Here is a 25,935-nt window from a genome sequence, read left to right on the forward strand (position 1 = left end):
GCGGTGGCGATGCTGGCCAGCCCCATGTTCAGCCACGCCATCTGACAGCGGTGCCCTCTGCACCCGCATGCGCGCAGGCCCATGCGCGGCATCTCCAATGACCGCCAGTTTGCCGGCCCGCCTTTTCACAAGGCGGCCATTTCTGACCTGGGTACGAATGACGCACTACACTGCGCCAGTCCATTTGCCTGCAAAGGAGTTGCCATGAAGAAACGCAGACTGCAGATTCACCCCGTAGTGGGCGCATTGCTGATGGGAATTGCCGGCCTTACGGCCCTGCCCAGCACCTGGGCCTGCACCCGCCTTGTCTTTCTTGGTGCGAATGGCCAGGTCGTCACCGCGCGCTCCATGGATTGGAAAAGCGACATCGTCAGCAATCTCTGGGTGCTCCCGCGTGGAATGGAGCGCTCAGGCAAGGCAGGCCCCAACTCGTTGCGCTGGACGTCCAAATACGGAAGCGTCATCACCTCGGGCTATGACGTCTCCACCACCGATGGAGTCAATGAAGCCGGCCTCAACGCCAACCTGCTCTGGCTGGTGGAGTCCCAATACCCGGCCTTCGGTGCGGGCAGCAAGCCTGGCCTGACCATTGCAGCCTGGGCGCAATACGTGCTGGACAACTTCGCCACCGTCCAGGAAGCCGTTGCGGCGCTGGAGAAAGAACCTTTCACCATCGTCTCCGACAACGTTCCCGGAGAGAACCGGCTGACGACGCTGCATCTCTCGATGTCCGACGCCAGCGGCGACAGCGCCATCGTCGAGTACATCAATGGCCGGCAGGTGATACATCACGGCCGGCAATACCAGGTCATGACCAATTCACCGACGTTTGATCAGCAGTTGGCTCTCAACACCTATTGGCAGCAAGTGGGCGGCACCACCATGCTGCCCGGCACCAATCGCGCCGCCGATCGATTTGCCCGCGCATCCTTCTACGTCAACGCCATCCCCAAAAGTCAGGACCCCAACAAGGCGCTGGCCAGCGTCTTCAGCGTGATCCGCAACGCCTCGGTGCCCTACGGCCTGAATACGCCGGAGGAGCCCAATATCTCGTCAACCCGCTGGAGAACCGTTTTCGACCACCAGCGCAAGCTCTACTTCTTCGAATCAGCGTTGACGCCAAATACCTTCTGGATAGACCTCAAGGCACTCGACTTCAGCCAGAAAACCGGCAAGGTTCTCAAGCTGGATCTGGGCCCAGACCAGAACCACACCTTCTCGGGCGATGCCACGCGGCAGTTTCAGGAATCATTACCGTTTCAATTTCTAGGCATCTAGGGAAGAGGAAAAAGCGAGCAGAAACACCAAATCAACAACGGCCGCTGGCGGCCCCCAACTTTGCACGGTGCCTGCAGGCATCACAACCATGACCGTTACCGTCATCGGCGGGGGCGGCGCGACGGAAGGACCTGTCAATGCAGGCCTCGGCACCGATCGGAGTTCTTCCTGCAAACCACGCCCGTCGGGTGCGCCCAGGCGGAAAATCATCTGGTAGCCTGCATGCAAGCGAGGCGATCAGTGCCTCTTAGAAAGGATCAGCATGCTTTCCAGAATTTGCGCAGCTGCATTTTTCGCTGCCATCACGCTTGTACAAATGCCGGCGATCGCCCAGGCGGACGTTCCGTCCACTGCGGTGACCTTCAAGAAAGGCACGTCGGACGCGACTGTCCAAGGCAAGCTCCAAGGCAACAAGGAGCAGGCGCGCGACTACATAGTGCGTGCGGTTGCCGGGCAGAAGATGACCGTGCACATGGAGACGAAATCCACCTCCACCTACTTCAACGTGCTGCCGCCCGGCAGCGAGGAAGCGCTGTACCGGGGCGAGGTGGCAGACGGCCCCACATGGACCGGTGCATTGCCCGCCAGCGGTGACTACCGTGTGCGTGTCTTCCTCAACCGCGCAGCCGCCCGCCAGGGCAAGTCATCGGCGTACGCGCTCAAGATTTCCGTAGTGGATTGACGTAGCGCGGTGTCCAGACGGTCCACAACCTGCTCGTCCCGCAGACACGCGCAACACATGCTCGGCTTGTTCGAATCCTGCTCGGCCAGCTCAACGAAGCCGGCAGCCTCTGACCAAGAACATGCTCCGCGGCCGCTTCGACGCCGCTCGGGATGCCGCCGGCATTCCCAAGGCGCAGTTCCAGCCACGGGGCCTGCGCGCCACGGCCGCCAACACGTTGGATGACGACGGCGGGATACGGCTGGAGCACACGACGGAGCGCATGACCGCCCAGTACATCCGCCACAAGGTGGGCAAGAAGGTGAAGCCCGTTCGGTGAATTGCGGAACACGCCCAGAGTTGCGGAACGCGGCCTGGAAATTTCGGCCCCATCTTGCTACTTCTTCGATAGCAAAGAAAAAAGGCCTCGTATTGCTACGAGGCCTTGTGTTCTTTGGTGGGTCCTGCGAGATTCGAACTCGCGACCAACGGATTAAAAGTCCGATCCGCCGAAATAGGAATAATAGAAAAGCCCTTTTTTATCAACAACTTGCAGCGATGGCCACGCTTCTGGTTTTTTCAAAGTTATGCCTTTTTCACACTATTTCAGCCTACTTTGGGCAGGTTTTGGTCATAGCAAAGAGCTGTATGGCTAGTCAGCTGTTTGCTCTGGGCTCGGCCAGTAATCCCGCCGTTGCCTCGTAGCAACGATGTGTGGAGGCTTCCAGCTCCGCGCTGATCAGCCTAAGCACCTTCCGTGCTGTAAGGAGCATCGTGGGCCTATGTAGGTGGCTACATCTTTCCTACGTCTTCCCCTCCGCAGGACAACATCCCAGCCTTCGGATCAACTTACACAACACCCTTCCAAAGGGTTAATCATGTGTAGGCCCGAACCCCAGCCACATCGACTTCACCCCTCCATCTTCCCTCAGACACACGCAGACCATTTGAAGACCTCGAGACTCTCCTTTATCAAAAATACGATTCTTTAGGCTACAGTCACGTAACAAAAAAAGCGAGCCTGACGCTCGCTTTTATGATAATTTAAATATACTAATCGCTTAACTTTTCCACGATTAGAGCAGCGCCGCTACCTGACTGCAAAGTCACCGCCCCAAGCATTCCAAAGAATTGAACATTCAGTATATCGCCGGCACTCAAAGTGATAATTGATTCACCATCGAATCTTGAGACGCTGGTCGCTGTATTCTCTGTAAGCGCATCAACTGCTGCACCATTCAACAGAACCCTTGCCGAAACAAGCATATTGTTAGTAATTTTAATAGAATATTTAACTCTATACCTGCCGCTCGAAGCAACCGTAAATATCGTATTTGAACCATTGACCACAAAACCAGAAAGATTCTGCGAGTTAGGTAATGGAATATCGGTCCCACCGAGAACCACAGCTATTACAGAACCGCTAGTGTTGTGAGCAGCCATTGAGGTGGCAGTAGTTCCTCCAGCCCCTGCTGGTCCGGTGGGGCCCGTTGGGCCAGGCAAGCCAATATCACCCTGCGCCCCCGTGGGACCTTGAAGGCCCGTGGCACCAATGGGGCCTTGAGCGCCTGTCTGGCCCGCTGGACCTTGAAGGCCAATCGGACCTGTGGGTCCCGCCGGGCCTGCCTGGCCAGTGGCGCCAGTCGCGCCTGCCGGTCCTGTGGCCCCGGTCGCTCCGGTGGCTCCTGTCGGGCCCGGGTTCCCCACAATCGCGCCTGCCGCGCACTTACCCAGTCGTCCCGACGCGTCGTCATAGCAGGCCACGCTGCCAGCCTCCGTTGTATTGGACAGGTTGGGCAGATATACATCGCCTGTTTCCATCACCCGGAGCCGCTCTGCATTGCCTGCATTGTTCTTGATGACGAATCCACCATTGGCCGGTGGTGTGATGGTGATGTCGGCACCGCCAGGAGCCGCCATTGCAGCGCCGCTCAAGGCGATGGCCGCGGCGAAAGAGACAGAGCGCAGCGTGAATTTCATGTTTTTCATGGTCTGGAAGTGGTGTAATCAACGTTGTGCAGTGCGGCGCTGACGCCAGAGCGTCAGTCCCATCAGCAGAGAAAGAAGTACCAACCCGTATTCGCTCAATGTGGGAATGGCCGCAGCCGATGGGCCGGGACCTGCACCGATCTGCACAGTGGGCGGAACCGTCGCATTGGTGCGTACCACCGTCGCACCGGGACCCAGGTTGATGACCGCAGTGCCGCTGGCAGCCTGCAGCACCACAGGCTGACCAGGCACTCCCTCGACGGTCAGCGTCCCGAGCACGGTGATATTTGCCCCGACAGGCAGCACAAAGGTGCGGCCCGTGCTGCTCTTGATGGTCAGGTTCTGCACGACCAGGGTGCCGCTGAGCTGGCTGGTGTTGCCCGGATCGCAGCCGTCGCGCAGCTCGATCGTGTTGTTGCCGGCATTCAGTGATCCGTTGATCTGCAGGTCACCACCCACCGACAGCGTTCCGCCACTGTTGGTGATGGCGGCGGTACTTGCGAACGTAGCCGAAGAATCGACGGTCAGCGCGCCTCCCAGGTCCAGGGTTCCTTGCATGTCCAGCGCAGAGCAGGACAGGTCCACGGCCCCGCCCGGCGGGACAACCAGAGAGCTGCCCGGTGGATAGGACCACTGGGCCGCGGCATTGGAGGAGAGTAGGAAAGCAAAGCCGACCCCTGCCAGCCATCGCGAAAGAGAAAACGTCATCAAGCAAGCTCCGCTGGGCATCAGGACCGCAGGGCACGGTCACAGTTATGCGTTAAAAGTGTCAAGCATTGTCAACTGAAACAATATGCAAAACATTGAACTCTTTAATCAAGAAGTCATTCGCGTTTGCCTTCCCACGATTGAGAGACTTTCGCTGACCCTAGCGTTCGGTGTACTTCGTGATTCAGCAGACGCATGGACAGCTCAATCTCCTGATTGATAGCCCTGACCTGATCGCGCTTGTCCGCAACCTCGCTCGCCTGTACGCTGCGGCGGAACTTGCGGAGATCCGAAATCTTCTTGTCCAGTGCCTTGGCTGCGTCATGGGCCCTGGCCAGAGGAACGTCAGCCAGCACCGCATCTGCATCCTCGCCGCGCTGAACGCGGGCCTTGAACTCGTTCTCGCTGACATTGATTCGCTTGAGGTTCTCGTAATAGGCGTTGCTCTGGCCGTTGGCGCCGCGCGTGTTCCCATAGAGCCGGCCTGCCAGAACAACCTGGTGCGGCGCCAGTTCCTCGCCAGTGAAGGCGGACGTGGCCATGGCCACGGCCTTGTTCAACTCGCGGCCCACGCCGCCAGTGATCTGTTCCACCAAGTACTCGATGGCCTCTGGCGTCGGGCTGGCAGCGCCGGGCCGCCATTCGTTGCCGCCCGTCACGGCATTGGCAAAGGTGGCCATCCAGCGGTAAGGCTCCGCAGTCGAATCCTTCACCCGGCTCGCGCCCGGCGTCGGGTCGTTTGAATTCCGGTCCTCTCGGTAGATCTCCCGTCCTGTCCAGTCCTTGTTGCGAGCCAGGGCCAGCGCGGGATCAAACCAGGTGGGCGACGCCATCTGCCCCAGATCAGCAGACCCGCCCAGCGGGTTGTAGGCATCGAGGGCCAGCACGGCCATGTCCAGGACGTGCCCCATTCGGCTCTTGGTCGGGTCGTCATGCACAGCCATCTCCACAATGGTGCGGCCGATGTTGGGGAACACATGGAACCCCAGCGGCAGCGGGATTGCTACATAGTCCTGCCTGCCCAGCGGGATGATGATCGCCCGCTCCTTCACAAACTCGGGGATCTTCTTCCATTCGTCGTCGGCACCATCGCCGCCGCCCATCATCAAGTACCCCGCCATGGCCGACGCCATGCCCAGGGCCACGCCACCCATCATGATCTTGCGCCCGGCAGGCCCCGCCAGCGTCTCCAGCATGCGCTTGTTGCCCTGGATTGCCGCGTTGAGGAACGCAAAGTGCGCCCCCACCACCGAGGTGTTGCGGCCCTTGCGGTTGAAGTTCACCGTGATGTTCTTGGCGATGCTGGCAGCTTCTTGGCGGCTGATGCCCTGGTCCAGCGCGGCCTTGTAGACACCGAGGCGCGTGGTCGCCTCCAGCGTTTCGTTGAAGTCGGACAGCCAGCCCAGCAGGGCCCGGCCGCCGGCGGCAGCTGACGTGCTCTGGCCAGCTTGGTCCAGCGCCTTTTGCAGTGCCTTGGCGCGGTCTTTGGGATCGGCATACAGGTCGCGGTAGCCTGTCGTGCCGCCATCGAGCTGCAGTTGCTCCCACAGCTGCGCCCATTGGCCAGTGGGTGCGCCCTCTTCCTTGCGCTCGCGGCGCAGTTCCTTGTAGATGGCGCGCGTGTTCCGGCGGATGTTGCGAAACACCTCGGCCTGCTTGCCGGCCAGTGGCGTAGTGGACAACTGCAGCATGGCGCCCTGTAGATCGCGCGCCAGGTTCATGACACCGAACACAGGGTTGTACTGGGTATTCACATATGCGAACCAGCGCGTGATCCAGGCTGCAATCCGAGTGAAGCGGTCCAGTTCCCTGGCGTCCAGGTTCTTCATGGCCACGGCCAACCGCACGGCCTTCTCGTTGCGCTCGTTGAAGACGATGTACCGATCCTTGCCGCCAATGCGCACCGTCACCACGTTGTCGCGCGCCTTGGCGCCCTGATCCACCATGGTCTTGACCAGGCCCGTATCCGGGTCCAGCGCCTTCTTCTTGGGCAGTTCCAGACTCCAAAGCTCTTTGTCAGGGTTCTGCGCTGCCAGCAGGTACATGCGCTTGACCACGTTGTTCTTTTCGCCGCGCGTCAGCGCCGCCTCGCGCTGCATGACGATGTGGCTCAGGATGTTGGTCACGCGCTCGTTCGAGCCCGTGCGCCTCTTCGATGCATCTCCCTTGGTGCTGAAACCCTGGCCGATGGGATGGGCCTTACTGTCCGGGTGGGCTTCGTCGCGGTGCAGAGGCACATAGTGCTGGTAGGTCTTGCGCCAGGCCGACAGCGTGTCCTGGTCCATGAGCCCGTAGCTCTCCAGAGTCTTCAGGGTGCCCTCGTTCATCCTGTCCACGCGCGCGGCTAACTCGTCCAGTACCCGGCGCTGCTCCGGGCTGTAGCCGGCCATCACCGCCGCCGCCTCGGCGTCGCTCATGCCTGACAGGGACAGGCGTTCCTCCTCGGTGCCATCGAAGGCCTCGGCGCTGTTCCAGCGGTCTTGGTCAATGAGGGCCTGGCCCAGCGCCTTCTGCACCGGGCCGGTGGCCATGCCCCGGGCCTGGGCGCGCTGCAGCTGGCGGCGTAGATCTTCCACCGTCTTGCCAGCGGCATCGCGCTGGGCCTGCAACTGCTGGGAGCCGGGGTTGCGCTCGGCCATGACGCGGTTGGCCTCGGGCGCGTGCCTGGCGTGCAGAAAGCGCTCCAGCTCCTCGATGGCCACCTTGGCCTCATTCATGCGCTTGAGCAGTGGTCGCACCTCATCGCGCAAGAAGTTGCCGGCGCGCTTGGCCACGCGCTTGTGGTACAGCTCCTCGCCCCGGTAGGCGTCGTTCGTCTCGGTGACGGTACCGTTCAGGGCCTTGATGTGTTCCTGGATGCGCTTGAGATCGATGAACTTGTCCTGCCAGGAATACAGGAAGTCATCCACCGAGCGGTAGCCGGTGAGGTCCGCCACCTTGTCCTGCAGACGGCCCAGCCTGCCCTTGGAGGGTTCCGGCGTGGCCGCGCCGGCAGCGGGGCCGCGGCTGTAGAAAACGCGCAGCTTGGGGCTGGGGTCGCCTAGAACTTGTGCGTGCCGCTCAGCAAACCTTCCCAGTACAGCGCCTCGTCCCCGTCGATTGCCTTCACCCGCGCTGCCCTCTCCGCGTAGAAGGGCACGCCAGACAGCCGCTCGCGCAACTGTTCTCCAGCCAGCTTCCGCTTCTGCCGGTCCGCTTCCAGCCACTGCACGTCTTGCTCGGAGGGATTGTCCAACCAAGCCAGCCAGTTGCTGTCTTGATAGTTGCTTCCCGGAATTGGAAAGTCGGAACGATCCACTGTCTGCGTCATATTCAATCTGGTTTGAGGTCGGGAACGCATTATCCGTGGCAGCCACGCTCGCCGCAATCATGCGCTCCACATTGCCGACGTCATCCCCATAGACCCAGCGCAAGCCCGGCACTCCGTGACCACCGCGCGTCTGGTCGGGGTGCGGCGCCAGGTGGCGCGTGGTGCCGAACTTCAACGCGCTGGACAGCATCTGCTCCAACCGGCGACGCAGCGCGGTCTTGCTCAGCCCGTGCGGGTCGCCGATAAAGATGCTGTCCGTGTTGTGCGCGAAGGTGGCGGCGATGCTGTACGCCATGGCACCCGAGTCCCCCCGGGATAACTTGGACACGTCCAGCCACACGTCCGTGGTCGGAGGCACATCCTCCGGGTTCTCGCCAGGCCTACCGGCCACGGCCTCCATGCCCTCTGCCGTGTAGAGCATGTCGTAGACCTGCTCTCCGTAGGGGTTGGGCTGGCGCACCGACAGCGTGGCCTTCTTGCCATCCGGCATCTTCAACGTGTATTCCTGCCGGCCGGCAATGCTCACCGGCTTGCTCACCTCGATGTCCGGAGCGTGCTCCTTGGCGATGGCCTTCAGATCCGTTTGCTTCGACTTCGGGAAGGTGAACAGGTCGTCCAGCTGGGACAGCTCCTGCAAGGCCCGACGGCCTGCGCCGCTGTCCAGGCTGTACTTGGGCCGTGCCGACACCGCCGATGCAGCGGCCGCCGCACCACGCTCCACCCAGCGGCGCGCAGGCAGGATGAAGTCGCGGATGATCTCCGCGTCCGTCATGGCCAGGTCGCGCAGCGCGGGCACATGGGTGCGCAGCCAGGCGCGGATGGCGGCGACGGCGCGGCGGACAAAGCCCAGCTGCGGCTGTGTCTCGGCCATCTCGGCCAGCACCTCCTCGGCCGCGTAGCGCCGGCCCACCAGGTCGTCCAGCTCGCCATACTCCTGCAGCTTGGCGCGCACCTCGCGGGGGCGGGCCACGATGATCTGGTCCAGCACCGCATCCAGCTTCTCGCCGAAGGCGCCGCGCAGGCCGTGGTGGCCCAGCGCCTCATGGTACAGCACGCGAGCCACTTCCTCGGGCGTGGCCAGCTGGCTCGCCACCAGGTAGACCTCGCCATCGAAATAGAAGCCCTTGGGCACGCCCTCCGCGCCCTCGGCCGCCTGCAGTCGCTCCGTGTCGCGCGCCTCCTGTGGCACGCGCGGGTCCTGCAGGTCGAACACCACATTGATGCGCGGCGCGTTGGCCCAGGCCTGGCGTACTTCGTCCACGACCTTCTGCACGCGCGCCATGGGTGCCTGGGGCGCATGGCGCGCGCCCGCCGGCGCCGCGCCACCAGCGATGCGCAGCAGTTCCTGCGCCAGGTCGGCCGTCATGGTGGGCGCCACGGAACTCTCCGCGCGCTTGAACGGTACTCCCGCCGGCTGCTCAGCCCCTTCCTCAAAGCGGGACAGCTCGCTGCGCGTGACGGACAAATCATCCTCGGGATACCAGTAGATGTTCACCTTGTGGGCCTGGTTGCCGGTTTTTCCGCCGCCCACATGCGCAAACCCGCGATAGCCCATGTCCTCCAAGTTGTAGCGAATGCCATCGAAGCGCTCCTGCAGCTCGTCCGCACTCACGCCTTCGTAGCGAGACTCGGCGCGCGCTTCATCGAACAGTTGGGCCAGCGTGGTGATGCGCTCGCCCGTCTCCGTGTTCTCATCGCGGGCCAGGTCGTCCAGAACGCGCTTGGCCATGGACTGCACTTCTGGCTCCATCGGAGCATCCATGTCATACAGACGGACAGGGGAGTGCTCGGCAATCTCATACAGCGTGGGCTCGCCGCCCTGCCCTTTGCGGGTGTAGCCGGCGGCGATGTCGGCGGCGTCTGTGGTGTAGAAGCCCTGGCCGTAGATGTTGAGGACGTTGCCGCGGTAGACGCCATCGTTGGTAGGGCCGCCTTCGGGCAGCGGGCGGCTGGTGCCATGCAGGCGAACGCCTGTGCCGCGCGTGTCACGCAGCTTGGGCCGCAGGCTCGCTACAGGTGCTGCAGGTGCTGCAGGTGCTGCAGGTGCTGCAGGTGCTGCAGGTGCTGCAGCAGTGTCTGGCCGCGCTGGCCCGGCGGCGGCCGGTTTGTCGAATACTCCCTGCTGGCCGCTCAGGGCATCCTTCGCGTCTTGGCCCAACTGGAAGTTTTCAGCGCTGGCGGCCTGGCGCTCGCCTACTTCCTTGCGCTCGCGCTCGGCCCGCGCCTGGGCTTCGGCCTGGGCATCCTCCCGTGCACGGCGCTGCTCGGCCTCTTGCTGCTGGGCCTGCTGGGCCTGGATTTCTTCGGGGGTGTAGCTGGAAAGCTCCAGCGCGGGCGCTACGGCGCCGCTGTCGGTGTCGGCTTCTTGCCCTGGGCGTTCTGCGCGATCTCCAGCAGCTGCTCGCCCTGCTCCGTCTGGCTCTTGTCGCCGTGCTTCTGGCCCTGCTGCATCAGCACGCTCCCCAGCAGCATCGCTGCCAGGGGGTTCTCGGCTGCCTTGCGGGGCTGTGGCTTGCTGGGAGTCTGTGCTTGTGTCATTGGTCTGTTGTCGCTGTGGGACGGGTTGGCCGCTCAGTGCGGCAAGGATCGCGGCAGGGCCAACCTGCTCGCCGAACATATCACCGCTGGCCGATGTCGCCAAGGCTGCGCCCATGTATGCGCGCAGCGACTCCACCAGGCGGTCGCGGCCCACGGGCCGGGTCAGGTAGTGGCCGCTGTACAGCAGGCGCAGCATGCCCACCGTCAGGGCATCGGGCACGTCGCCCGTCAGCATGTCCACCTGCTGCACGGCATCGTGCAGGGCCGCGCGCTCGCGCCGGGCCTTCTGCACAAGGCGGATGGCCTGCAGCAGGTTCTCGGTCACGTCCACCTCGGCGTTGATGGCGCCGCGCTCGGCCGCAAGGCGCAGGTTGGCCCACTCTCCAGCTACGGTTTTGAGGGATTCGCCGATGGCGCGGATGTCGTTGTCGGTGGAGCCGAACAGCGATTCAACAAGGTCACCATCGCCGTAGGCCTTGTGCACCAGAGCCGCCTGCAGGCGGGTGACGCCGGCCGGTGAGAGCGCGCCGCTCGCATCCATCATGCCGGCCACGTCCTGGCCCTGCTCCTGCAGCTTGCCGATGAACGCGCGGGCAAAGTCCCGGTTTGCCGCACTGTCCAGGGCGCCGCTGTCGAACACATCCAGCACGCCGCCGTCCACCAGGGCGGCGTCCGTGGCGGCCTGCTCCGTGGCGGACAGGCCCAGGGCCTGGCTCTGGCTCTTGGCGCCCATGTTGATCTGGTTGTCCTTCTCGGAATACAGGCGCACCAGCACAGGGGCTTGCATGTTCCCAATGGAGACAGGATCGATGCCGTGCATGTCGCTGTCGGCGGCCAGCTCCTGCCGGTAGGCGTCGGCAGTGCCGCGCTCGTAGGCAGCGCGCAGGCCTGCCACGCGGCCGTTGTTCAAGGCCTTGACCGTGCCCGGGTGCGCTGCGTCGAACAGCGGATTGACGGCGCCGTCCGCGAAGTTGGACGGCTGCACATCGGCCGCCTCCATCACGCCGTAGCGGAACGGCACGCGCTGGCCATCGCTCATCACGGCCACGTCGGCCCGGCCCAGCGCCTGCACGGCGTCGGCCTGGTCGCCCACGGCGAACACCATGGGCGCGCCAGATTCGGGGCTGCGCGAGACGCCCAGCCGCAGGTAGTCGGGGTTCTGGGCCATGCCCTGCATCTGCACCACGCTGGCCGGCCGGCTGCGGTCGCGGTTCTGGATCTCCTGCACGGGCGTGCCGGCGGCGCCCGTGCCCTCGGGGTTGGCGCCGGCGCGGCGTGTCTTCACTGCGGCCCATTCGTGCTGCAGCTGGTCCCAGATGGGCGTGCCCCGGCGCAGGGTGGCCACCTTCTCGCCGCGCTCGTGCACGAACTGGGGCCAGGTCTTGGACCGCACTGCACCAGGATCAAACGCCGGGGCCTGTTCGGCCGCAGCAGCTTCGGCGGCCACGGCCTGGGGCTCATCGCCCAGGGCTTCCAGCTCGGCCTCGCGCGCAGCATCCTGCTCCAGGCGCTGGGCCAGTGCTGCACGCTCCTCCTGCTGCACCGGGTTCAGGCCCGTGGTGCTGTCGATCACCTCCAGCTCGGCCAGGCGCGTGGCAGCCGTGGTGCTGTCCATGGATTCGGGCGTGCCATCGGGCTGCTGCACGCGCTGCTGCTCGGCGTGCTGCTCCGTCTGTGCCGGCGCCGGTGCCGGTGCCGGAGCAGACGCAGCTGCAGCGCCGTCGCTCTGGCCAGCATCTGCGGTCGTGGCCACGTCCGTGACCGTGTTGCCTTCGGCATCCTTGTAGGTCACGTCGATGACCGTGTTGCGCCCGCCAGCATCCGCCTGGCCGCCCCTACGATCCTTCACGCCGGCCACCACGCCCCGGGCAGCACCTGGTGCAGATCCGCCCAGCGCGCCAAGCACGAAGTTGGCGGCCGAGTCCTCGCCGATTTCTTTGCCGTGGGCAACGCTCTTGGTGCCCAGGTCCGAGGCCACGCCTTCGGCCAGCTCCTGCGTGCCCTCTTCCAGCCCCGAGATGCCAGCACCGGCCGCCGTCTTGCCCAGCACCGAGCGGCCGGCCACGCGGGCCAGCAGAGGGTCGAGCCCGCCCGTCACCAGCTTGCCGGTGAAGCGGTCGCCGAACGTGGCCACGGCGCCCTGCAGCAGCGCCGAGGCGTACTCGGCCTTGGCGCTGGTGATGCGGCGTGCCTCGTCGGGCGCCGCGCCGGCATCGATCATGCGGCGGTACAGTGGGCTGGTGTCCAGCAGCTGCTCGTGCGACTGCTTGGCGATGAACTCCCGCGCGTTCTCCACGCCCTCGCCCGCTGCCATGGCGCCGCCCACCGCGCCGGCTGCGCCCGGGCTGCGCGTGGCCAGCGCCGTGGCCACCACGGGGAACATCGAACCGAACACGTCTGCGCCCTGCATCAGGAAGCCGCGCACGGACGGGTCCTTGCCGAAGTCGATCTCGCCCTTGAGCAGGTTGCCCGTGATCTGGGAGTTGGCCACAGCGTCCTGCGTGGCCTGGCTGGTCGTGTCGTTGATGGCCTTCTGCGCATCGCGGCCGGCACGGGCCAGCGTCTCGGCGCCCGGCAGGCGCACGCCCACGGCCGCGCGCTCGGCCTGCAACTCGCGGCGGTCGCGCTGCTGCTGCGTCATGGGGCCGTTGATGGCCTCGTCTGTGTCAATGCCTGGGATGAAGGCGCCGCCGGGCATGACAGTGGCAGGGTCGCCACCGGCGCCGCTGCGCACTGTGGCGCGAATGCCCGACTGTGCAGCCTCGGGCACGGCAGCCACGCCAGAGAGGGCGGCGGCGCCCGCGCGTTTGAACACGTCGGTGACAGCATCTGCCACATAGCCGCCTATGCCCTGCGGCTTGGGCTTGGGCACATCGATGGAGATGCCGCCCAACTCGAACAGGTCCACGTCACCGGCAGGGGCCTGGGCTTCCTTCTTCGGCCTGGGATCGATACCGGCAATCTCGAACAGGTCAACACCGCCATCGGTGGTGCTTTTGGGGGTCTGGGGCATGCATTACCTCGCGGATGGAACACCGTCGAGGCTGTCAGGCTTGGTACGCCCCCCAGACACGCCTACTTGATGAGGCCTTTTGAGCGCAGCATGTCGCGCACCTGATCTTCAGACATGCTGTGTTTCTTAGCTGTCGCAGCAATTGCTTCCGGCGTCATGGCGGCCTGCACGGCCGAGGCACGTCCCGCCTTCTCGCTCCTCGTGCGCTTCACGTCAACAGCGTTGAACTTCACCAGCCCCTCGTCCACGTCCCGAATGTTCGGGTTGTCGGCCATGAACTCCTGGAAGCGCCGCTCCTTGTCCATATCGCGCTTCACGGTGTCCTTCTCTCCCGCATACCGGGCGGGGATGGTTTCCCCAAATGCCTTTTGCACCTTCACAGGGTCGTAGTCGTACTTGGCCTTGGCTTTGTCAGCCCCTGGTGCCGGCACGATGCCCGCGCGCACACCCCGGATCTTGGCTTCCGAGATGGATGGGTCTGCCTCCCTTGCCAGTGCCTCGCGGATGCTGGGCAACTCTCGCTTCTGTTTGAGATTCTCGGCTTTCTCCTGCATGGTGAGCTTGTGTGCTGCTGCAGCGCGTGCATCAGCCCCGGCTGCGATGCGGCTGGCCTGATCGGCCCGCTTGTCGGCCTTCAACTGCAGCTGATTGCGGAACTCGTCCTGGCTGTATTGGTAGAGAGCGCCGGGGTTCTCCAGGGACTGGAGCATGGCCATAGCCTCGCGCTGGTCCTTGGCACGCAGCGGCGCCAAGGGCTTGCCATCGATGCCCGTGCGGCTCATCACGAGGCCGCCGTCCTTGTCCGCCTCGATGCCCGTGACCTTCGCGCCGCTGGGCACGAAGCGGTTGTAGAACTCGGCGACGGCGCCATAGTCCCCGCTGCCCAATGCGGCCATCGCGGGGCCGAGCGCCAGTTTGCGCTCGGCCGCGTCCATCTGGATCTTGATGTGGGCGGTCGAAAGATTGTCCTTGAACGCCTTTTCCGCTTCGGCCATGTAGCCGCCCTGGGCCAGCTTGAACGCACGCTGCTGGTTGGACTGCAGGTAGTCCGTGGCCGTGGGGGCTCGGCGCTTGCCGTCCTCTCCTATCAGCGAGGACTCGAAGGCCTGGCCCAGCTCCTTGTCCAGGGCCTCGATGCCATCCTCTCTGGCCCACTGCTTTTCCTCGCGCGCCTGGCGCTTTTCAGCGTGCTGGCCCTGGCGGAACTGCTGACGCATCTGCAGGCCGCGCTCGGGGTCCGTGCGGCCGATCACGTCGGCCATGGCCAGCATGCGCGTGCTGTCCTGCTGCTCGCGGCTCAGGGAGCCGGCCGAGCGCTCGCCCATGAAATCCGTCACACCCTGCATGGCGATGGTCTTGGTGTCGCCGGCTTCATTGCGAGCGACATAGGCCTTCTGTGCGTCGTCAAAGTCGATCTTGTAACCGTTGGCGGCCAGGCCTTCAAGCTCCTTGCCCTGGTCGGCGGTGTAGCCCGTGGACTCCACGGCTGTGGCACTGGCAATGCCCTTCAACGCCTCTTTCTGCGCAGCCTGGTCGCGCGCATCGTTCATTTGCTGACCGGCGCGGTATGCATCGAATATGCCTCTGGTGAATTGCTGCCCTTGTGCCAGGCCCGCAGCGAAGCCATTTCCCAAATTCATCGTTCGCACTCCTTCAATTCGCTGTCCAATTCCTGCACCCGGCGCGCCAGCTCGGCGCGAATGGTCTGCAGGTTCGCTCGGTACTGCCCCACCTTGTCGGGGTGCAGCTGCTTGAGATAGGCGGCCTTGCCGTCGTCCCACCATGCGCTGCAGTGCAGGCACTCGGGCGCGCTGATGGCGTGGAAGGTGTCGTAGACGGCATTGCACGGGGCGCCCACGTCCTGCAGAAACTGGAACACCTGGTCATGGCTCCAGTGCAGCAGCGGCAGCAAAACCCCGTAGGCATCGCCTGGGCCGCGCGCCGGCACCTGGCCGGTGTCGGCCAACTTGGTGCCGCGAATCACCACCTCGATGCCGTCGGCCAGCATGCGCTGGTGCATGGGCTGCATCAGGTTGGCCACGCAGCAGTCCATGCGGCCCACCAGGGGCGTGTCGCTCATGCCGTAGGCGCGGCCGATCCAGCTCGATTGCGCCGTGGTCACGTCGCTCGGGATGCCATGGGCTGCTTTCCAGGCGAGCACGTCCGTCTGCACGGTGCGCAGATCTGGAATCCACGCGCGCACCTGGTCCACGACCGCGCGTGTTTCCGGGATGGTGTCGCCCGTGGAAAGCCAGTAGACCGGCAGGCCCTGCTCCACCAGAGGACGCAGCAGATACAGGCATGCCAGCGAGTCTTTGCCCCCACTGAAATGCAATGCAGCGCGCCGGCCGGTAATCGCCTGGCCCACGCTGTCGGCAATGTCTGCAGCCCGCATCAGAAGAACATGGCCGCAGCAGACAAGCCCGCGCCCACGATGGCACCCGTCCCGGCCCCCTGGGTGGCCTGCGACTGCTGGTAGGCCTGGGACTGCTGGCCCCACATGTTGGCCGCGCTGTTGCCAGCGTTGCCGGCCATGCCCGCCGCCTGGCCGTAGCCGGAATTCAGGCCAGCCAGGCCGGTATTGGCGATGTTCTGGCCCGAGGCGCCGTAGCCGGCCGTGGCCGCCGTCGTCTGCATGCCCATGGCGGGATAGCCGGCCAGCGCGTTCGAGGCCCGGTCCGTCAGCGCCCGGCCTTCCGCACGCGCGGCGGTTCGGGCCGAGTTCTTGCCTGCCGCTGTGGCCAGCGCTTCACCGGCGGCCAGCGCATTGGACGCGGCACCATACTTACCATCAGCGGGGTTGATGCCCATGCGGGCCATCTCTGCGCCCTGCGTGCGCTTGGCGCTTTCGTAGGCGTTGGAGACATCGGCAGCCGCCTGGCCCGCCAGCTCCTCACGCTTGGCCTCCGTGTCGAAGGTGCGCGCATCCTCGATCATGGTGTCCTGCAGGCCCGTCAGCTTGTCGCGGCGCCCCAGTGCATAGTCGCGGTCAGACTGCGACTGCTCCCACGCGGTGCGGGAGGAGTCCAGCGCGAACTGCGTTTGCTCCTTCTGCAACGGCGCCATGTCGTTCGCGTTGCCCATGATCTGCTGGATCATGTCGTCCTGGATGCCCAGGTTTTTCACCTGGGCTTCGACCAGCCGCGGGTCGGGGGCGGGCGTGCTGCTGCCCTTGCCGCCTTCCATGGTCATCGATCCGCCGGGACGCGGCCAGAACGCGCGCTCGGGCAGGAAATCAAATTCAGTCGTGTGCCAGCGCATGCCTGCACTCCTTTTTCCACATCACAAAAATAAGCACGTCGCCGCCGTCCGGCGCCGCTCCATGTAGCCGGGCTTCCTCTCGAAACCCCAGGTGCTCGTTGAAGCGCCGCGCCAGGGCGTTGCTCTCGTTCACGTAGCCGCTGACGCGCTCCACGCCGCACACCAGAAACGGATAGGCAAAGCAGGCGCGCAGGTAGCTGCGCACGAGCCAGCGCGCGCCGGGCTCGGCCGCGACGTGCATCCAGAGGTTGCGGCCGTTGAAGCCTTCATAGAGCACGCCAGCCACCAGTTGGCCGCCACGACGCAGGCCGATCGCGCGCATGTCCTGGGAGCGGGCCAAGCCCGGCACCAGGCCCTGCATGAAGGGCAGCACCGCGTCGAGGTCATATTCGAGGGAATGGGGCATGCCGAGCACGGTGGCAGGCTTGGCACGCATCAGGCGGGTGCCGTGGGCCACACGATGGCCAGCGGGTCGGGCTGATCGGTGATGTCGCGCAGGGCCTGCCGGTAGGCAAGCCAGGGCGCCGGCATGGGCTCGCCCGTCTCCTGGGCGCGCAGCGTCACCCAGTCGCATGCGGCCAGGCGTGCATCGCGTTGGCCACGTACAGCGCTCCATGCCAGGTTATCGTCCAGTTTCCACGCCTGCTCCTGGGGATCGAAGCGGTGAAAATGGGACGGCCTGGGCGGTTTTTCGACAAGTCCCCCGCGCCAGTAATAAGCGTCGGGATCGCCCAGGGGTCCAGGGATGCGACGGTATGAGGCATTCGCGCCGGGCATCTCACGCAAGGATTTGAAAGGCGCGTTACCGCAACGCAGTATGTTGCCCGCGCTATCGATCTGAATGAAATGAATCATCGACGGCCCCCTGTTCCGACCAGATTGGCACTGAACACTTGCAATGTGCTTCCCTCAAGGTTCTGGATTTGGAGCGAATAGACGGTAACGCCGGGTGGCGGTCCAGCGTCAAACCCCGAAATCAGGGCGGATTGCTGAAAGCCTGCGGCAGCCGAAGTTCCGGCGAAGCGCAAGGCATTGCCGCCGCGCGAAATCGTCAGCCCGATGGCTCCCGAGCCGCCATTCGGCATGAAATGGGCCATGCCGATCAGCACCACGCCCGAGGCACCACTGGCGGGGTTGTCGATCCAGATGTTGCAGATGGTTCTTGTCTCCCCTGGGGCCAGCGTGAAGGGGCTGGTCACAAGATCGCTGGTCATGGACGTGACCGAGCCGCCTGCGATCTGCAGCGTGCCAATGGCCGCCTGCCCGATATAGGCCGTACCAATGGCCGCCGTGTCCATGAACACGCCGATGTTGTTGGACGTGATGCGCTGCAGCCGGTTGATGAAGTCGCTGGTGTTCAGCGTCGTGCCGTCCGGAAACGCCACGGTGTCGCCGATGCGGGCCTTGTCCTTGGTGGCCAGCGGCCCCAGGCCATTGACCTGGGCGGCCTTGAGATTGCGCAGCCATTGCGCATCCAGGCCGTTGGCGTCCAGGATGACGTTGCCGGCGTTGTCGCGCACGGTGAGGCCGCGCGTGTCCACCTTGCGCGCCGCTACCGTGCCGTCCACCAGCAGATCGCCGTTGAGCACGGCGGCCGGGATCAGCCAGGCCGCGCCCATCCAGTGGCGCGTCTGCGTGAAGCCGGCGCCGTTGCTGATGGTCACGGCATCGCCCACGACCAGGTGGTTGGTGTTGGGCGCGCTGCCGCTGTTGCCCAGGGCCTGCCAGACGGCTTGGCGCGCGGTGGCATCGCTCCAGAAGCTGCCGCTGGCCGACAGCAGCACCGAGCCGCGCAGGCCGTCCACGAGCTTCTTGCCCAAGCCGTCGATGCGCATGTTGCCCTTGAGGTAGACGTTGCGCTGCAGGTAGATGCCGTCGCCATCGACGCCGAACACCACGTCCTCGGGCCGCGGCGTACTCATCTGGCCGGCGTTGTAGCTGGGGGAGACGATGGCGAACTTGTCGGCCATGATGATGAAGGCGCTGGAAGTCTTGCCGTTGACCTCCTCGGCCGCGATGCCGTAGCCGGCCAGGGCCCCGCCGGCCTGCACCTTGAGCGTGTACTGCGCGCGCAGCCCCTCGCTGTAGCCGGCCAGCACCGTCATCTCCTGCTCCAGCATGGCGCGGCCCGGCTTGCCGTCCTGGTAGTAGTTGCCCAGGGAGGCCTGCAGCTGCAGCACGTTGGTGGCCATGGCCCGCTGGCCGTCCGCGAACGCCGCCTGTGTGGCGCGCAGGCCTGCGCTGGCGTTGCGCAGGCTGGCTGTGACCTCGCGCACGGCCATGGCCAGGCTGCGCTCGTTGCTCTGCACCACGGTCTGCAGCTCGCGCACCTCGGCGCCGCGCTTGGCGGCCTCGTCGGCGATGGAGCGCAGCAGCTCGTCGCGGATCTCCTGCGCCAGGTGGTCGAAGCGGCTGGGGTCGTCCAGGGTCTTGGCCAGGCTCTTGAACAGGCGCGATTCGATGATGGATTGGGCGAAGCGCTCCACGGCCACCGTGGCCGACAGCCCGCCGCCCAGGTCGATGACGATCTCGCCCTCCCCCGGCGTCTTGTCGGTGGCCAGCAGCTGGGTGACGCCCTGCACCGAGCCCTGCAGGTCCAGCAGCTCGCGCAGGGTCACGCCGCGCTCGAACTCGTTGCCCCGGGCGCCGGAGCGCACTTCCAGGTGCTCGGTCACGGCCTGCATCCAGTTGGACAGGGCCTTGTCCTGGACGTTGACCCGGGCCAGGGCCGGCAGGCGGGCCGCGCCCGTGTCGATCTTCTTGCGGTTGGTCATACGCTGCGCAGCTCCTCCGTGGTCGAGCACAGCACCACGCTGGTGACGCGGGCCGCGCCCTCGATCTCCACCTGGTGCTCCAGCCAGCGCCCGGGCGGCAGGCGCTGCGGCTGCAGGTCGGTGAACCGGGCCGTGTGCTGCAGCTGGCCGTCGCCCCACAGGCGCAGCGTGATCGGGTGCTGGGCGTCCTGCAGGCCGTAGACCTTGGCCCAGGCCAGCGGCAGCTGCTGGCCCTGGGTGGCCAGGCCTGTGCGCCAGCGCGCCGAGCGCAGGGCATCGCCCGTGAAGCATTCCAGGATGTCCTGGCCGCGCGCCACGTACATGAGGTCGTTGAAGCGGTCCACCCAAACCGCCGTCACTGTGGCGCCGCCCAGGTCGGCATGGCCGAGCTTGGCCCCGTCCTGCGCGCTGAACGCCAGGCAGCCGCCGCCGGCCCCGGCGTAGAACAGGTAGTAGACGCCCTCGTGCTCGGCCGCGAACATGGTGGATGGCTGCATGCGCTGCCAGTCCTGGCGCGCGATCAGCTGCCGCGTGACCACCTGCACGCCGCCCGGGCTGGCCAGGCACAGGCCATCTGGCGAGGCATAGAGCACGCCGCCCTGCACGGGAACGATGGAGCGGCGGGCGCTGCAGGACTGGTTGCTGTCCAGCTTGATGGCCGACATCTGCGCCGAGTGCGCGCCCGTCACGAAGTACGGATTGCCGGCCGTGCCCACGAACAGCGTCTGGTCGAACACGGCCATGCCCACGATGGGCCACTCGGTCGTGACCTGGTAGTCCACGGGCCAGGCGTAGGGCACATAGGGCTCGCAGAACGCCACGGTGTTGTCGATGAAGCCGGCCATGATGCCGTTGGGCATGCCCGTGAGCCCGCGCAGGTAGGGGTTGGCGCCCACGCTGGGCTTGTTGTCGCCCTCGTACTGGCCGTCCATGCGGTACGGGGGCGCGGCCCAGGTGAACTGCGGCTGCAGGCTGTCCAGCTCCTCGCCCTTCTTGTCATCGAGGAAGCTGGCCACGGAGATCTGCAGCTCCTGCACCAGCTGCCAGGCCGCCGCCGCGGCCGAGGCGTTGCTGCGGTAGATGCGCCACTTCACGACGTGGCGCGCGGCATGCTGCTCGCCCGTCATGGCCTGGGGCCGCTGGATGGTCACGGTGTCGTTCTGGTCCACCTCCAGCATGTCGGAGATGGGCGACGGCTCGGACTCCTCGCCCCAGTCGGTCACAAAGGCCACGACGTAAAAGCGCGAGTCCACCACGCGCTCCACGGTCTTGCCCGCCAGGTCGGCCACGCCGCCCAGCTGGTCCAGCCAGGTGCCGATCACGGCCGTGTCGCCCGTGGCCGCGATGTACTGGCTGGCCAGCTGGGTCTGGATGCTGGACACCAGCGTGCTGCAGCGCTGCTGGATCTCGACCAGGCGCGCGTTGAAGCTGCCGGCTTGGGCCGAGGCATCCGACTTGCTGTCGGTGTAGGCATCCAGGGCCTTGTAGTACGCCTCAAGGTCACGCCGGTACTGCACCCAATCGGGGTGCTCGATGGCGTTGTTGTCGGAGTCGAAATGGTACTGGGCCACCTTGGGCTCGCTGGGCTTCGTCGGCGCCGTGCCCGCGCCGGCCCAAGACTTGCTCAGGGCCAGGTCCGCGAATTCCTTGAGCAGCTTGTCCAGCTCGCTGCGCCAGTTGGTGCATTTGCTGCCGGGTGCCACAGAGGCTTCCACCAGGTCGGCCAGTTTGCTGGCCTGGTCGGCCGTGAGCACGGTTTCACCGGAGCGCTCGCCGGCCGTGTCCGGAAACTCATGCTGCTGCAGCGCCTCCACCAGAGCGGGCCGGCGGAACGGGTAGCTGAACGGCATGGCGGCCAGTGGGATGGCCCAGCCGCTGGCTGTCTTGACGGCACCCAGGCGTGTAGTGTCCATCTCGCATGCAGCCGCGCGGGCCGCCGTGACGACGGCATAGAGGTTGCCAGCCGAGGCGCCAGAGCCTACGGCGGTAGACAGGGACAGGCCGTAGTTGGAGGTGGCGCCGGCATAGGCCTTGCCGCTGGCATCCCAGCGGATGGCCTCCTGGTGACCCTCGTGCTGGATCACCGTGGCCAGCAGATCCGCGCGCACCAGCTCGGCGAAGTCGCCATACAGCCAGGTCTTGGCCTCCTCGGTCGTGAACTCGTCCACCACCTGCAGGGTGACGGTGGGCTTGACCGGGCGCACCACGCCCAGCAGCCGGTCGTTGCCGCGCACGTCCAGGGCACGCGGCGCCGCGCTGCCGTCGTTGGTGGTCTGGTAGGTGCGCTCGGTGGCCTCGTCGTTGATCTGGCCCTTGACCAAGGACAGCTCCTGCACCCAGGAGCGGATGGGCGCGGCCGGGTTCTGCACCACGGCGCCGCTGGCATCGCGCGCGAAGCGGTGCAGCGTGCGCGTGCCAGCCAGGCATGCCGAGTGGCGGCGGTCGGTGGCCAGCGGCCAGAACTCGGCGCTGGGCAGGAAGAGATTGAAGTGCTCCCGGGCGAAGTTCGCGCCCAGCGCGCGGTCGGACACGCTGGGCGCCTCGCCCGGGAATGCGGACAGCTTGTAGGTGGTCATGGCCTGCTACCGTGGCAGGCTTGGCACCAGTGCGGACAGGCCGCTACAGCACCACGGCCGCCGCCGCGATGAACAGCTCATCGAGCTGCTGCTCGCTCAGGCCCAGCGCAACGGCGACACGCGCGAGGAATGGGCTACTGCGCTCCCAGTTCACCGTGTCGTTCAAAGCGACCTGGGCCAGCAGTTGCTCGTTGGGATCTTCGATGCCGGCCACGAAGGCCAGCACCTGCGGCCACATGCCGGCCTGGATCAGAGCCGCCTTGCCCTGGGCGCGGGTGATGGTCGGGGGCACGGGAACCGGCAGCGGGTCCGCAGGCGCTGGCACGTTGCCCGCCGAGCACCAAGCCAGATAGGCCAGATAGTCGGGATTACGGTTCGGAAACTCGGGCGTGTCGGTAATGGCGATGGTGGACGTGGTGCCATCCGCATTTTTGCGAAACACCAGCTTGTCGTGGGAGAGTTGGTAGATCGGTGTTTTCATGAGATTTGGCCGCCCGTTGTCAAAGTTCCAGCGTTCACTCCAGGTACTGCGTTTGTTCCCGCACCGCCCGTGTTGATCGTTGAATTACTTCCGGCAAAGAACTTTGCTCCAGCCCCACCAAGAGTCCCAGTAACAGTCGTATTTGCCCAAGCCACCACCGAATTAGAAGTAGCATTAATGAAATAGCCACTGCAGGAGGCATTTAAAAATATAGTTCTCTGACCAGAGACATATATTCTTCCTGCATATGTAGGATTCAAGGCATAACTGAAAGATCCGCTAATCGTGATGTTTCCAACAAGAATATTAGCACCATTGGCAGAGTACATTAAAACATATGAAGCCACTCCATTACCACCAAAGGTGATGTCGTATATATCCAATAAACAATTGTGATCTGCCAATATCAAATAAGTATTAATATTCCCTTGTGCAGTAACCAATGAAAGATTCTTAATAGTCACTCGGCAAGCTGCAATCGAAAATGCAGAGGTGCCTGTTACTGCCTCAACGTTCGTGACACCTTGTCCGGAGCCCTCAAAAATAAAATTTCCACCAAAGGCAGAGGATGCACCAACATAGACTCCAGAAAAATTACCTGGACCAATCTTGACTACGGTAGAAACGTTGGCCCTGTCATACAGATTGGCAGCATACACTGCTTGTGCAATGGTTCTGAACGCGCCTCCTGGACTATCTGTCAAGCCACTGTTCGCATCACTGCCATCTGAACGGACATAGAAAGTTAGTCCTGTATAAGCGTACTGCCTGACAGACAGACTTTGCCTAGCCGCCGCTGCTGTTGCCGCACCAGTTCCTCCACTAGAAATGGGTTGCACCCCAAAAGCGCTCTGCAGTCGCCATGGGCCGAATCCCAGAACGCCCATTTTCCGGCGCTCCATCACCGGACTTTCTTCCGTCAGTAGCCGGGTAATTTGATACTGGTAGTTAGGCGAGGTATGCGCCCTCGTTTCCACATAGCACCACATATCCGGACCCCACGGGCTGTTCTTGAAATTGAACCCGTCATAGATCCGGTTCTCATCAGGCAGAAGATTCAAGTCTGAGCCGGCAGGAAGCAAGACGGGCTTCGAGTTCAGCGCATCAGTGATGCCGTAGCCCGTGGTGGTGGTGGGCTTGCCGGTGAGGTTGGCGAACTGCTTGGCAGCGTCGAGCGCTGCCTGCAGCCCGGCCACGGTTTCCATGGCCTGCGTACCCGTGTGCGTGCCCCGGTCCCGCAGTTGCGCGTCGGTCGCGTTCTTGGTGGCACCCGTCGCCACGCCGTTGAGCTTTGCCGCTGCCTCGTCGCTGAAATCGTTGGCGCTCAAGCCCTTGCCTGACACCTTGTCCACCTTGCCCTGCAGATCCGCCGCCGTGGCCATGGGCTGGGCAAACGTGGGGTTCGGGTACTGACCCGCCAGCACGCCGCCGGCCACGCCGGTTGGCGCGCGCGCATCGGTCAGGCGCGGGTCGGCGGTCTGCACCACCTCGCGCATGCCCCCGGCCGTCATGCGCATCTCCAGCAGGTCGCCCGAGTTGTAGGCCCGGGGCGCCGTGCCTTCCTGGCCCCGGAGCACCGTGAGCCGGCATTCGCCGATCACCGAGTTATCCACCGCCGTGACGCGTAGGATCTCGTAATCGGTTTCGAGCGAGCCGTTGCGCTTGTAGGCTGTCAGCACGTACCAGCCGCCGGCGGGCGGATTCAGCAGCGCGCCGGCCGCGCCATCGGACACGCGCAGCACGCCGTAGTCCAACTCGCTGGCCGGGGCACCTGTCTGCGGCGCCGCGCGCACGTCGGCAATGAACTGGGTTTGGAAGTTGTTCAGGAACAGCTGCGGCATTTCTATTTTTCCTTGATGGGCACGATCAGCTCCACCTCTTTCGTGCGGCCGTCGTTGGTCGTGGCGGCCACGCTGATCTGGTACTTCTGGCCGCTCAGGCCGCCCGCGTAGATCCAGACCTTCACGCGCTGGCCCACGAAGGCAAAGGACGGCGGCATGGGCATGGCCGGCTGCACCTTGAGCTGCACGGAAACAATCTCGTCGCCGGGCGGAAACCAGTCGGCGAACTCGATGTCGTAGTCCTGCGTGTCTGCAGGCTGCATGGGGGAAGTGCGGAACATGCTTTGCCCCTGGTCTGTGACGTAGAAGGTGGTCATTCCTGCGGGCACGAGGAAGGTGCGGGATTCGGGCGCCTGCTCATCGAAGGGCAGGCGCTTGTGCACGGCGGGATCGATGTCGATGAAGGCCACGCCCTGGGCCTGCAGCGGCGCGCGCACCAGGCGCTGCCCACGGGCCGTGATGGCAGCCTTTGCCTGGACCAGCGCGGCCAGACGCGCCTCGACCCGCCCCTGCGTGACGACAAAGGCCTGGCCCTTGCCGTCCACGGGCGAACGCAGCCAGCGGCGCACGTAGATGCGGCCATCGGCAGAGCCACGGGCGGTGGGCGTGGATTGCACGGGGCCACGGCGAAGCAGGCGCGCCTGGGGCTTGAAGTTGGCACGCGCGGCCGCGTCCACCCCAATGCGGGCCTGCACGTGGGCCGTGACCGTGGCGCTGGCACGGGCCTGAGCTGCCACTCGCCCGCGCACGGGCGGCAGCGTGACCTTGACGATGGCGCGGCCCGTGGCTGCCAGCAGGCTGCGCACATGGACCCGGCCCAGCACGCCCTCGACAGCTGCGCGCGCCACGGAATCGGCCGAGAGCTTGGCATGCACGCGGCCCAGCGGGCCGGTGAGCGCAGCGGCCGGAGCCGAGTGGACAACGGCATAGGCGAGCACTCTCCCGCCGGCACGCACACGGGCATAGCCCTTGGCGTCCACGCGGATGCGCACCACGGGATCGGAGACCCGCCCGTTCAGCGCGAAGCCATTGAGTGCACCCCGGTTCATGGCTTACAGCAGCTGCAGCGTGAAGTCGCCTGTAAGGGCCTGGCTGTCCACCAGGAACACGTCGTTGATCTGCAGCGTGCGCGGGTTGGGCAGCGGCTCGGAATACATGAGCGTGGCCGTGCCATCGGTGGCCGAGTCACCTTCCATGATTCCGATGTGCGTGACCGTGACCTGGGCGCCCGTGACGGGCGGAAACTCCGCACGCACAGCGTTGTAGGTGGCGCCGTTGTTGGGCGCGGCAAAGGCGCCCGTGGGCACGCGCTGGTACCACGGTGCAGCCACCTCGGTGCCGGCGGTGAAAGCGTCGGTGGGGTCGGCCGTGAACAGGGCGAAGAAGGTGTTGCGGATGGCCGGGAAGGCCTGCTTGCGCAGCGTGGCGCTGATGATCGCGTTGGCGAGGGAGGTCGAGAAACCAGCCATATCGGCTCCTATGGTTCCGAGCACTCCAGCGCCCCA

At 65.0% G+C, this 25,935-nt stretch carries 17 protein-coding genes and 1 tRNA gene; 3 read left to right on the forward strand and 15 right to left on the reverse strand.

Annotated features, from left to right (window positions below):
• Positions 1 to 204 precede the first annotated feature (204 nt).
• The 3 genes from PO605_RS10195 to PO605_RS10205 all read left to right on the forward strand — a co-directional run bounded on the left by PO605_RS10195 (position 205) and on the right by PO605_RS10205 (position 2,279).
• Positions 205 to 1,278, forward strand: coding sequence for a linear amide C-N hydrolase (locus tag PO605_RS10195; RefSeq protein ID WP_016446829.1), 1,074 nt, complete (start codon positions 205 to 207; stop codon positions 1,276 to 1,278).
• Positions 1,279 to 1,540: 262 nt separating this feature from the next.
• On the forward strand, positions 1,541 to 1,960 hold the full coding sequence (locus PO605_RS10200; protein WP_047474175.1) for a hypothetical protein: 420 nt from the start codon (positions 1,541 to 1,543) through the stop codon (positions 1,958 to 1,960).
• 121 nt (positions 1,961 to 2,081) lie between these two features.
• Positions 2,082 to 2,279 carry a hypothetical protein gene (locus PO605_RS10205; RefSeq protein WP_047474176.1) on the forward strand — a complete coding sequence of 66 codons (198 nt, stop codon included), beginning with the start codon at positions 2,082 to 2,084 and terminating at the stop codon, positions 2,277 to 2,279.
• 115 nt (positions 2,280 to 2,394) lie between these two features.
• Here the strand turns inward: PO605_RS10205 and PO605_RS10210 are convergent.
• From PO605_RS10210 to PO605_RS10280, 15 genes are all read right to left on the reverse strand, one after another.
• A tRNA-Lys gene (locus PO605_RS10210) sits at positions 2,395 to 2,474 on the reverse strand.
• Between the two features lie 518 nt (positions 2,475 to 2,992).
• Positions 2,993 to 3,928, reverse strand: coding sequence for a BclA C-terminal domain-containing protein (locus PO605_RS10215; protein ID WP_082138076.1), 936 nt, complete (start codon positions 3,926 to 3,928; stop codon positions 2,993 to 2,995).
• Between the two features lie 18 nt (positions 3,929 to 3,946).
• Positions 3,947 to 4,636 carry an IPTL-CTERM sorting domain-containing protein gene (locus PO605_RS10220; protein WP_272206414.1) on the reverse strand — a complete coding sequence of 230 codons (690 nt, stop codon included), beginning with the start codon at positions 4,634 to 4,636 and terminating at the stop codon, positions 3,947 to 3,949.
• A 116-nt stretch (positions 4,637 to 4,752) separates the two neighbouring features.
• Complete coding sequence (locus PO605_RS10225) at positions 4,753 to 13,497, reverse strand: LPD38 domain-containing protein (protein WP_272206415.1); 8,745 nt, start codon at positions 13,495 to 13,497, stop codon at positions 4,753 to 4,755.
• A 62-nt stretch (positions 13,498 to 13,559) separates the two neighbouring features.
• Positions 13,560 to 15,047: a hypothetical protein gene (locus PO605_RS10230; RefSeq protein WP_272206416.1), complete on the reverse strand. Its 1,488-nt coding sequence runs from the start codon at positions 15,045 to 15,047 to the stop codon at positions 13,560 to 13,562.
• Between the two features lie 86 nt (positions 15,048 to 15,133).
• Complete coding sequence (locus PO605_RS10235) at positions 15,134 to 15,892, reverse strand: phosphoadenosine phosphosulfate reductase domain-containing protein (protein ID WP_272206417.1); 759 nt, start codon at positions 15,890 to 15,892, stop codon at positions 15,134 to 15,136.
• The gene (locus tag PO605_RS10240; protein ID WP_272206418.1) at positions 15,892 to 16,758 is read right to left on the reverse strand and encodes a hypothetical protein; all 867 of its coding nucleotides are present in this window, start codon (positions 16,756 to 16,758) and stop codon (positions 15,892 to 15,894) included. The genes PO605_RS10235 and PO605_RS10240 overlap by 1 nt, the downstream gene beginning before the upstream one ends.
• Positions 16,739 to 17,194, reverse strand: coding sequence for a GNAT family N-acetyltransferase (locus PO605_RS10245; protein WP_272206419.1), 456 nt, complete (start codon positions 17,192 to 17,194; stop codon positions 16,739 to 16,741). Before PO605_RS10245 ends, PO605_RS10240 begins: the two co-directional genes overlap by 20 nt.
• Positions 17,194 to 17,613: a tail fiber assembly protein gene (locus PO605_RS10250; RefSeq protein WP_272206420.1), complete on the reverse strand. Its 420-nt coding sequence runs from the start codon at positions 17,611 to 17,613 to the stop codon at positions 17,194 to 17,196. Before PO605_RS10250 ends, PO605_RS10245 begins: the two co-directional genes overlap by 1 nt.
• Entirely contained in the window at positions 17,610 to 19,532 is a 1,923-nt protein-coding gene (locus tag PO605_RS10255; protein WP_272206421.1) for a phage tail tip fiber protein, read from the reverse strand. Before PO605_RS10255 ends, PO605_RS10250 begins: the two co-directional genes overlap by 4 nt.
• Positions 19,529 to 22,108: a hypothetical protein gene (locus tag PO605_RS10260; RefSeq protein ID WP_272206422.1), complete on the reverse strand. Its 2,580-nt coding sequence runs from the start codon at positions 22,106 to 22,108 to the stop codon at positions 19,529 to 19,531. Before PO605_RS10260 ends, PO605_RS10255 begins: the two co-directional genes overlap by 4 nt.
• A 43-nt stretch (positions 22,109 to 22,151) precedes the next feature.
• Entirely contained in the window at positions 22,152 to 22,589 is a 438-nt protein-coding gene (locus PO605_RS10265) for a hypothetical protein (RefSeq protein WP_272206423.1), read from the reverse strand.
• Complete coding sequence (locus tag PO605_RS10270) at positions 22,586 to 24,430, reverse strand: hypothetical protein (protein ID WP_272206424.1); 1,845 nt, start codon at positions 24,428 to 24,430, stop codon at positions 22,586 to 22,588. Before PO605_RS10270 ends, PO605_RS10265 begins: the two co-directional genes overlap by 4 nt.
• 2 nt (positions 24,431 to 24,432) lie before the next feature.
• On the reverse strand, positions 24,433 to 25,479 hold the full coding sequence (locus PO605_RS10275) for a phage fiber-tail adaptor protein (RefSeq protein ID WP_272206425.1): 1,047 nt from the start codon (positions 25,477 to 25,479) through the stop codon (positions 24,433 to 24,435).
• 3 nt (positions 25,480 to 25,482) lie between these two features.
• Entirely contained in the window at positions 25,483 to 25,899 is a 417-nt protein-coding gene (locus PO605_RS10280; RefSeq protein WP_272206426.1) for a phage tail fiber protein, read from the reverse strand.
• Between the last annotated feature and the right edge of the window lie 36 nt (positions 25,900 to 25,935).

It is taken from the genome of Delftia sp. DT-2 (assembly GCF_028401915.1).
Taxonomy (GTDB): domain Bacteria; phylum Pseudomonadota; class Gammaproteobacteria; order Burkholderiales; family Burkholderiaceae_C; genus Comamonas; species Comamonas tsuruhatensis.

Bases quoted from the DNA above. Each gene is read 5' to 3' on its own strand.
- PO605_RS10270 (WP_272206424.1), bottom strand. From the start codon at position 24,430: ATGCCGCAGCTGTTCCTGAACAACTTCCAAACCCAGTTCATTGCCGAC.
- PO605_RS10260 (WP_272206422.1), bottom strand. From the start codon at position 22,108: ATGACCACCTACAAGCTGTCCGCATTCCCGGGCGAGGCGCCCAGCGTG.
- PO605_RS10220 (WP_272206414.1), bottom strand. From the start codon at position 4,636: ATGACGTTTTCTCTTTCGCGATGGCTGGCAGGGGTCGGCTTTGCTTTC.
- PO605_RS10215 (WP_082138076.1), bottom strand. From the start codon at position 3,928: ATGAAAAACATGAAATTCACGCTGCGCTCTGTCTCTTTCGCCGCGGCC.
- PO605_RS10245 (WP_272206419.1), bottom strand. From the start codon at position 17,194: ATGCGTGCCAAGCCTGCCACCGTGCTCGGCATGCCCCATTCCCTCGAA.
- PO605_RS10205 (WP_047474176.1), top strand. From the start codon at position 2,082: ATGCTCCGCGGCCGCTTCGACGCCGCTCGGGATGCCGCCGGCATTCCC.
- PO605_RS10195 (WP_016446829.1), top strand. From the start codon at position 205: ATGAAGAAACGCAGACTGCAGATTCACCCCGTAGTGGGCGCATTGCTG.
- PO605_RS10235 (WP_272206417.1), bottom strand. From the start codon at position 15,892: ATGCGGGCTGCAGACATTGCCGACAGCGTGGGCCAGGCGATTACCGGC.
- PO605_RS10265 (WP_272206423.1), bottom strand. From the start codon at position 22,589: ATGAAAACACCGATCTACCAACTCTCCCACGACAAGCTGGTGTTTCGC.
- PO605_RS10230 (WP_272206416.1), bottom strand. From the start codon at position 15,047: ATGAACGATGCGCGCGACCAGGCTGCGCAGAAAGAGGCGTTGAAGGGC.
- PO605_RS10280 (WP_272206426.1), bottom strand. From the start codon at position 25,899: ATGGCTGGTTTCTCGACCTCCCTCGCCAACGCGATCATCAGCGCCACG.
- PO605_RS10255 (WP_272206421.1), bottom strand. From the start codon at position 19,532: ATGACCAACCGCAAGAAGATCGACACGGGCGCGGCCCGCCTGCCGGCC.
- PO605_RS10240 (WP_272206418.1), bottom strand. From the start codon at position 16,758: ATGCGCTGGCACACGACTGAATTTGATTTCCTGCCCGAGCGCGCGTTC.
- PO605_RS10275 (WP_272206425.1), bottom strand. From the start codon at position 25,479: ATGAACCGGGGTGCACTCAATGGCTTCGCGCTGAACGGGCGGGTCTCC.
- PO605_RS10225 (WP_272206415.1), bottom strand. From the start codon at position 13,497: ATGCCCCAGACCCCCAAAAGCACCACCGATGGCGGTGTTGACCTGTTC.
- PO605_RS10250 (WP_272206420.1), bottom strand. From the start codon at position 17,613: ATGATTCATTTCATTCAGATCGATAGCGCGGGCAACATACTGCGTTGC.
- PO605_RS10200 (WP_047474175.1), top strand. From the start codon at position 1,541: ATGCTTTCCAGAATTTGCGCAGCTGCATTTTTCGCTGCCATCACGCTT.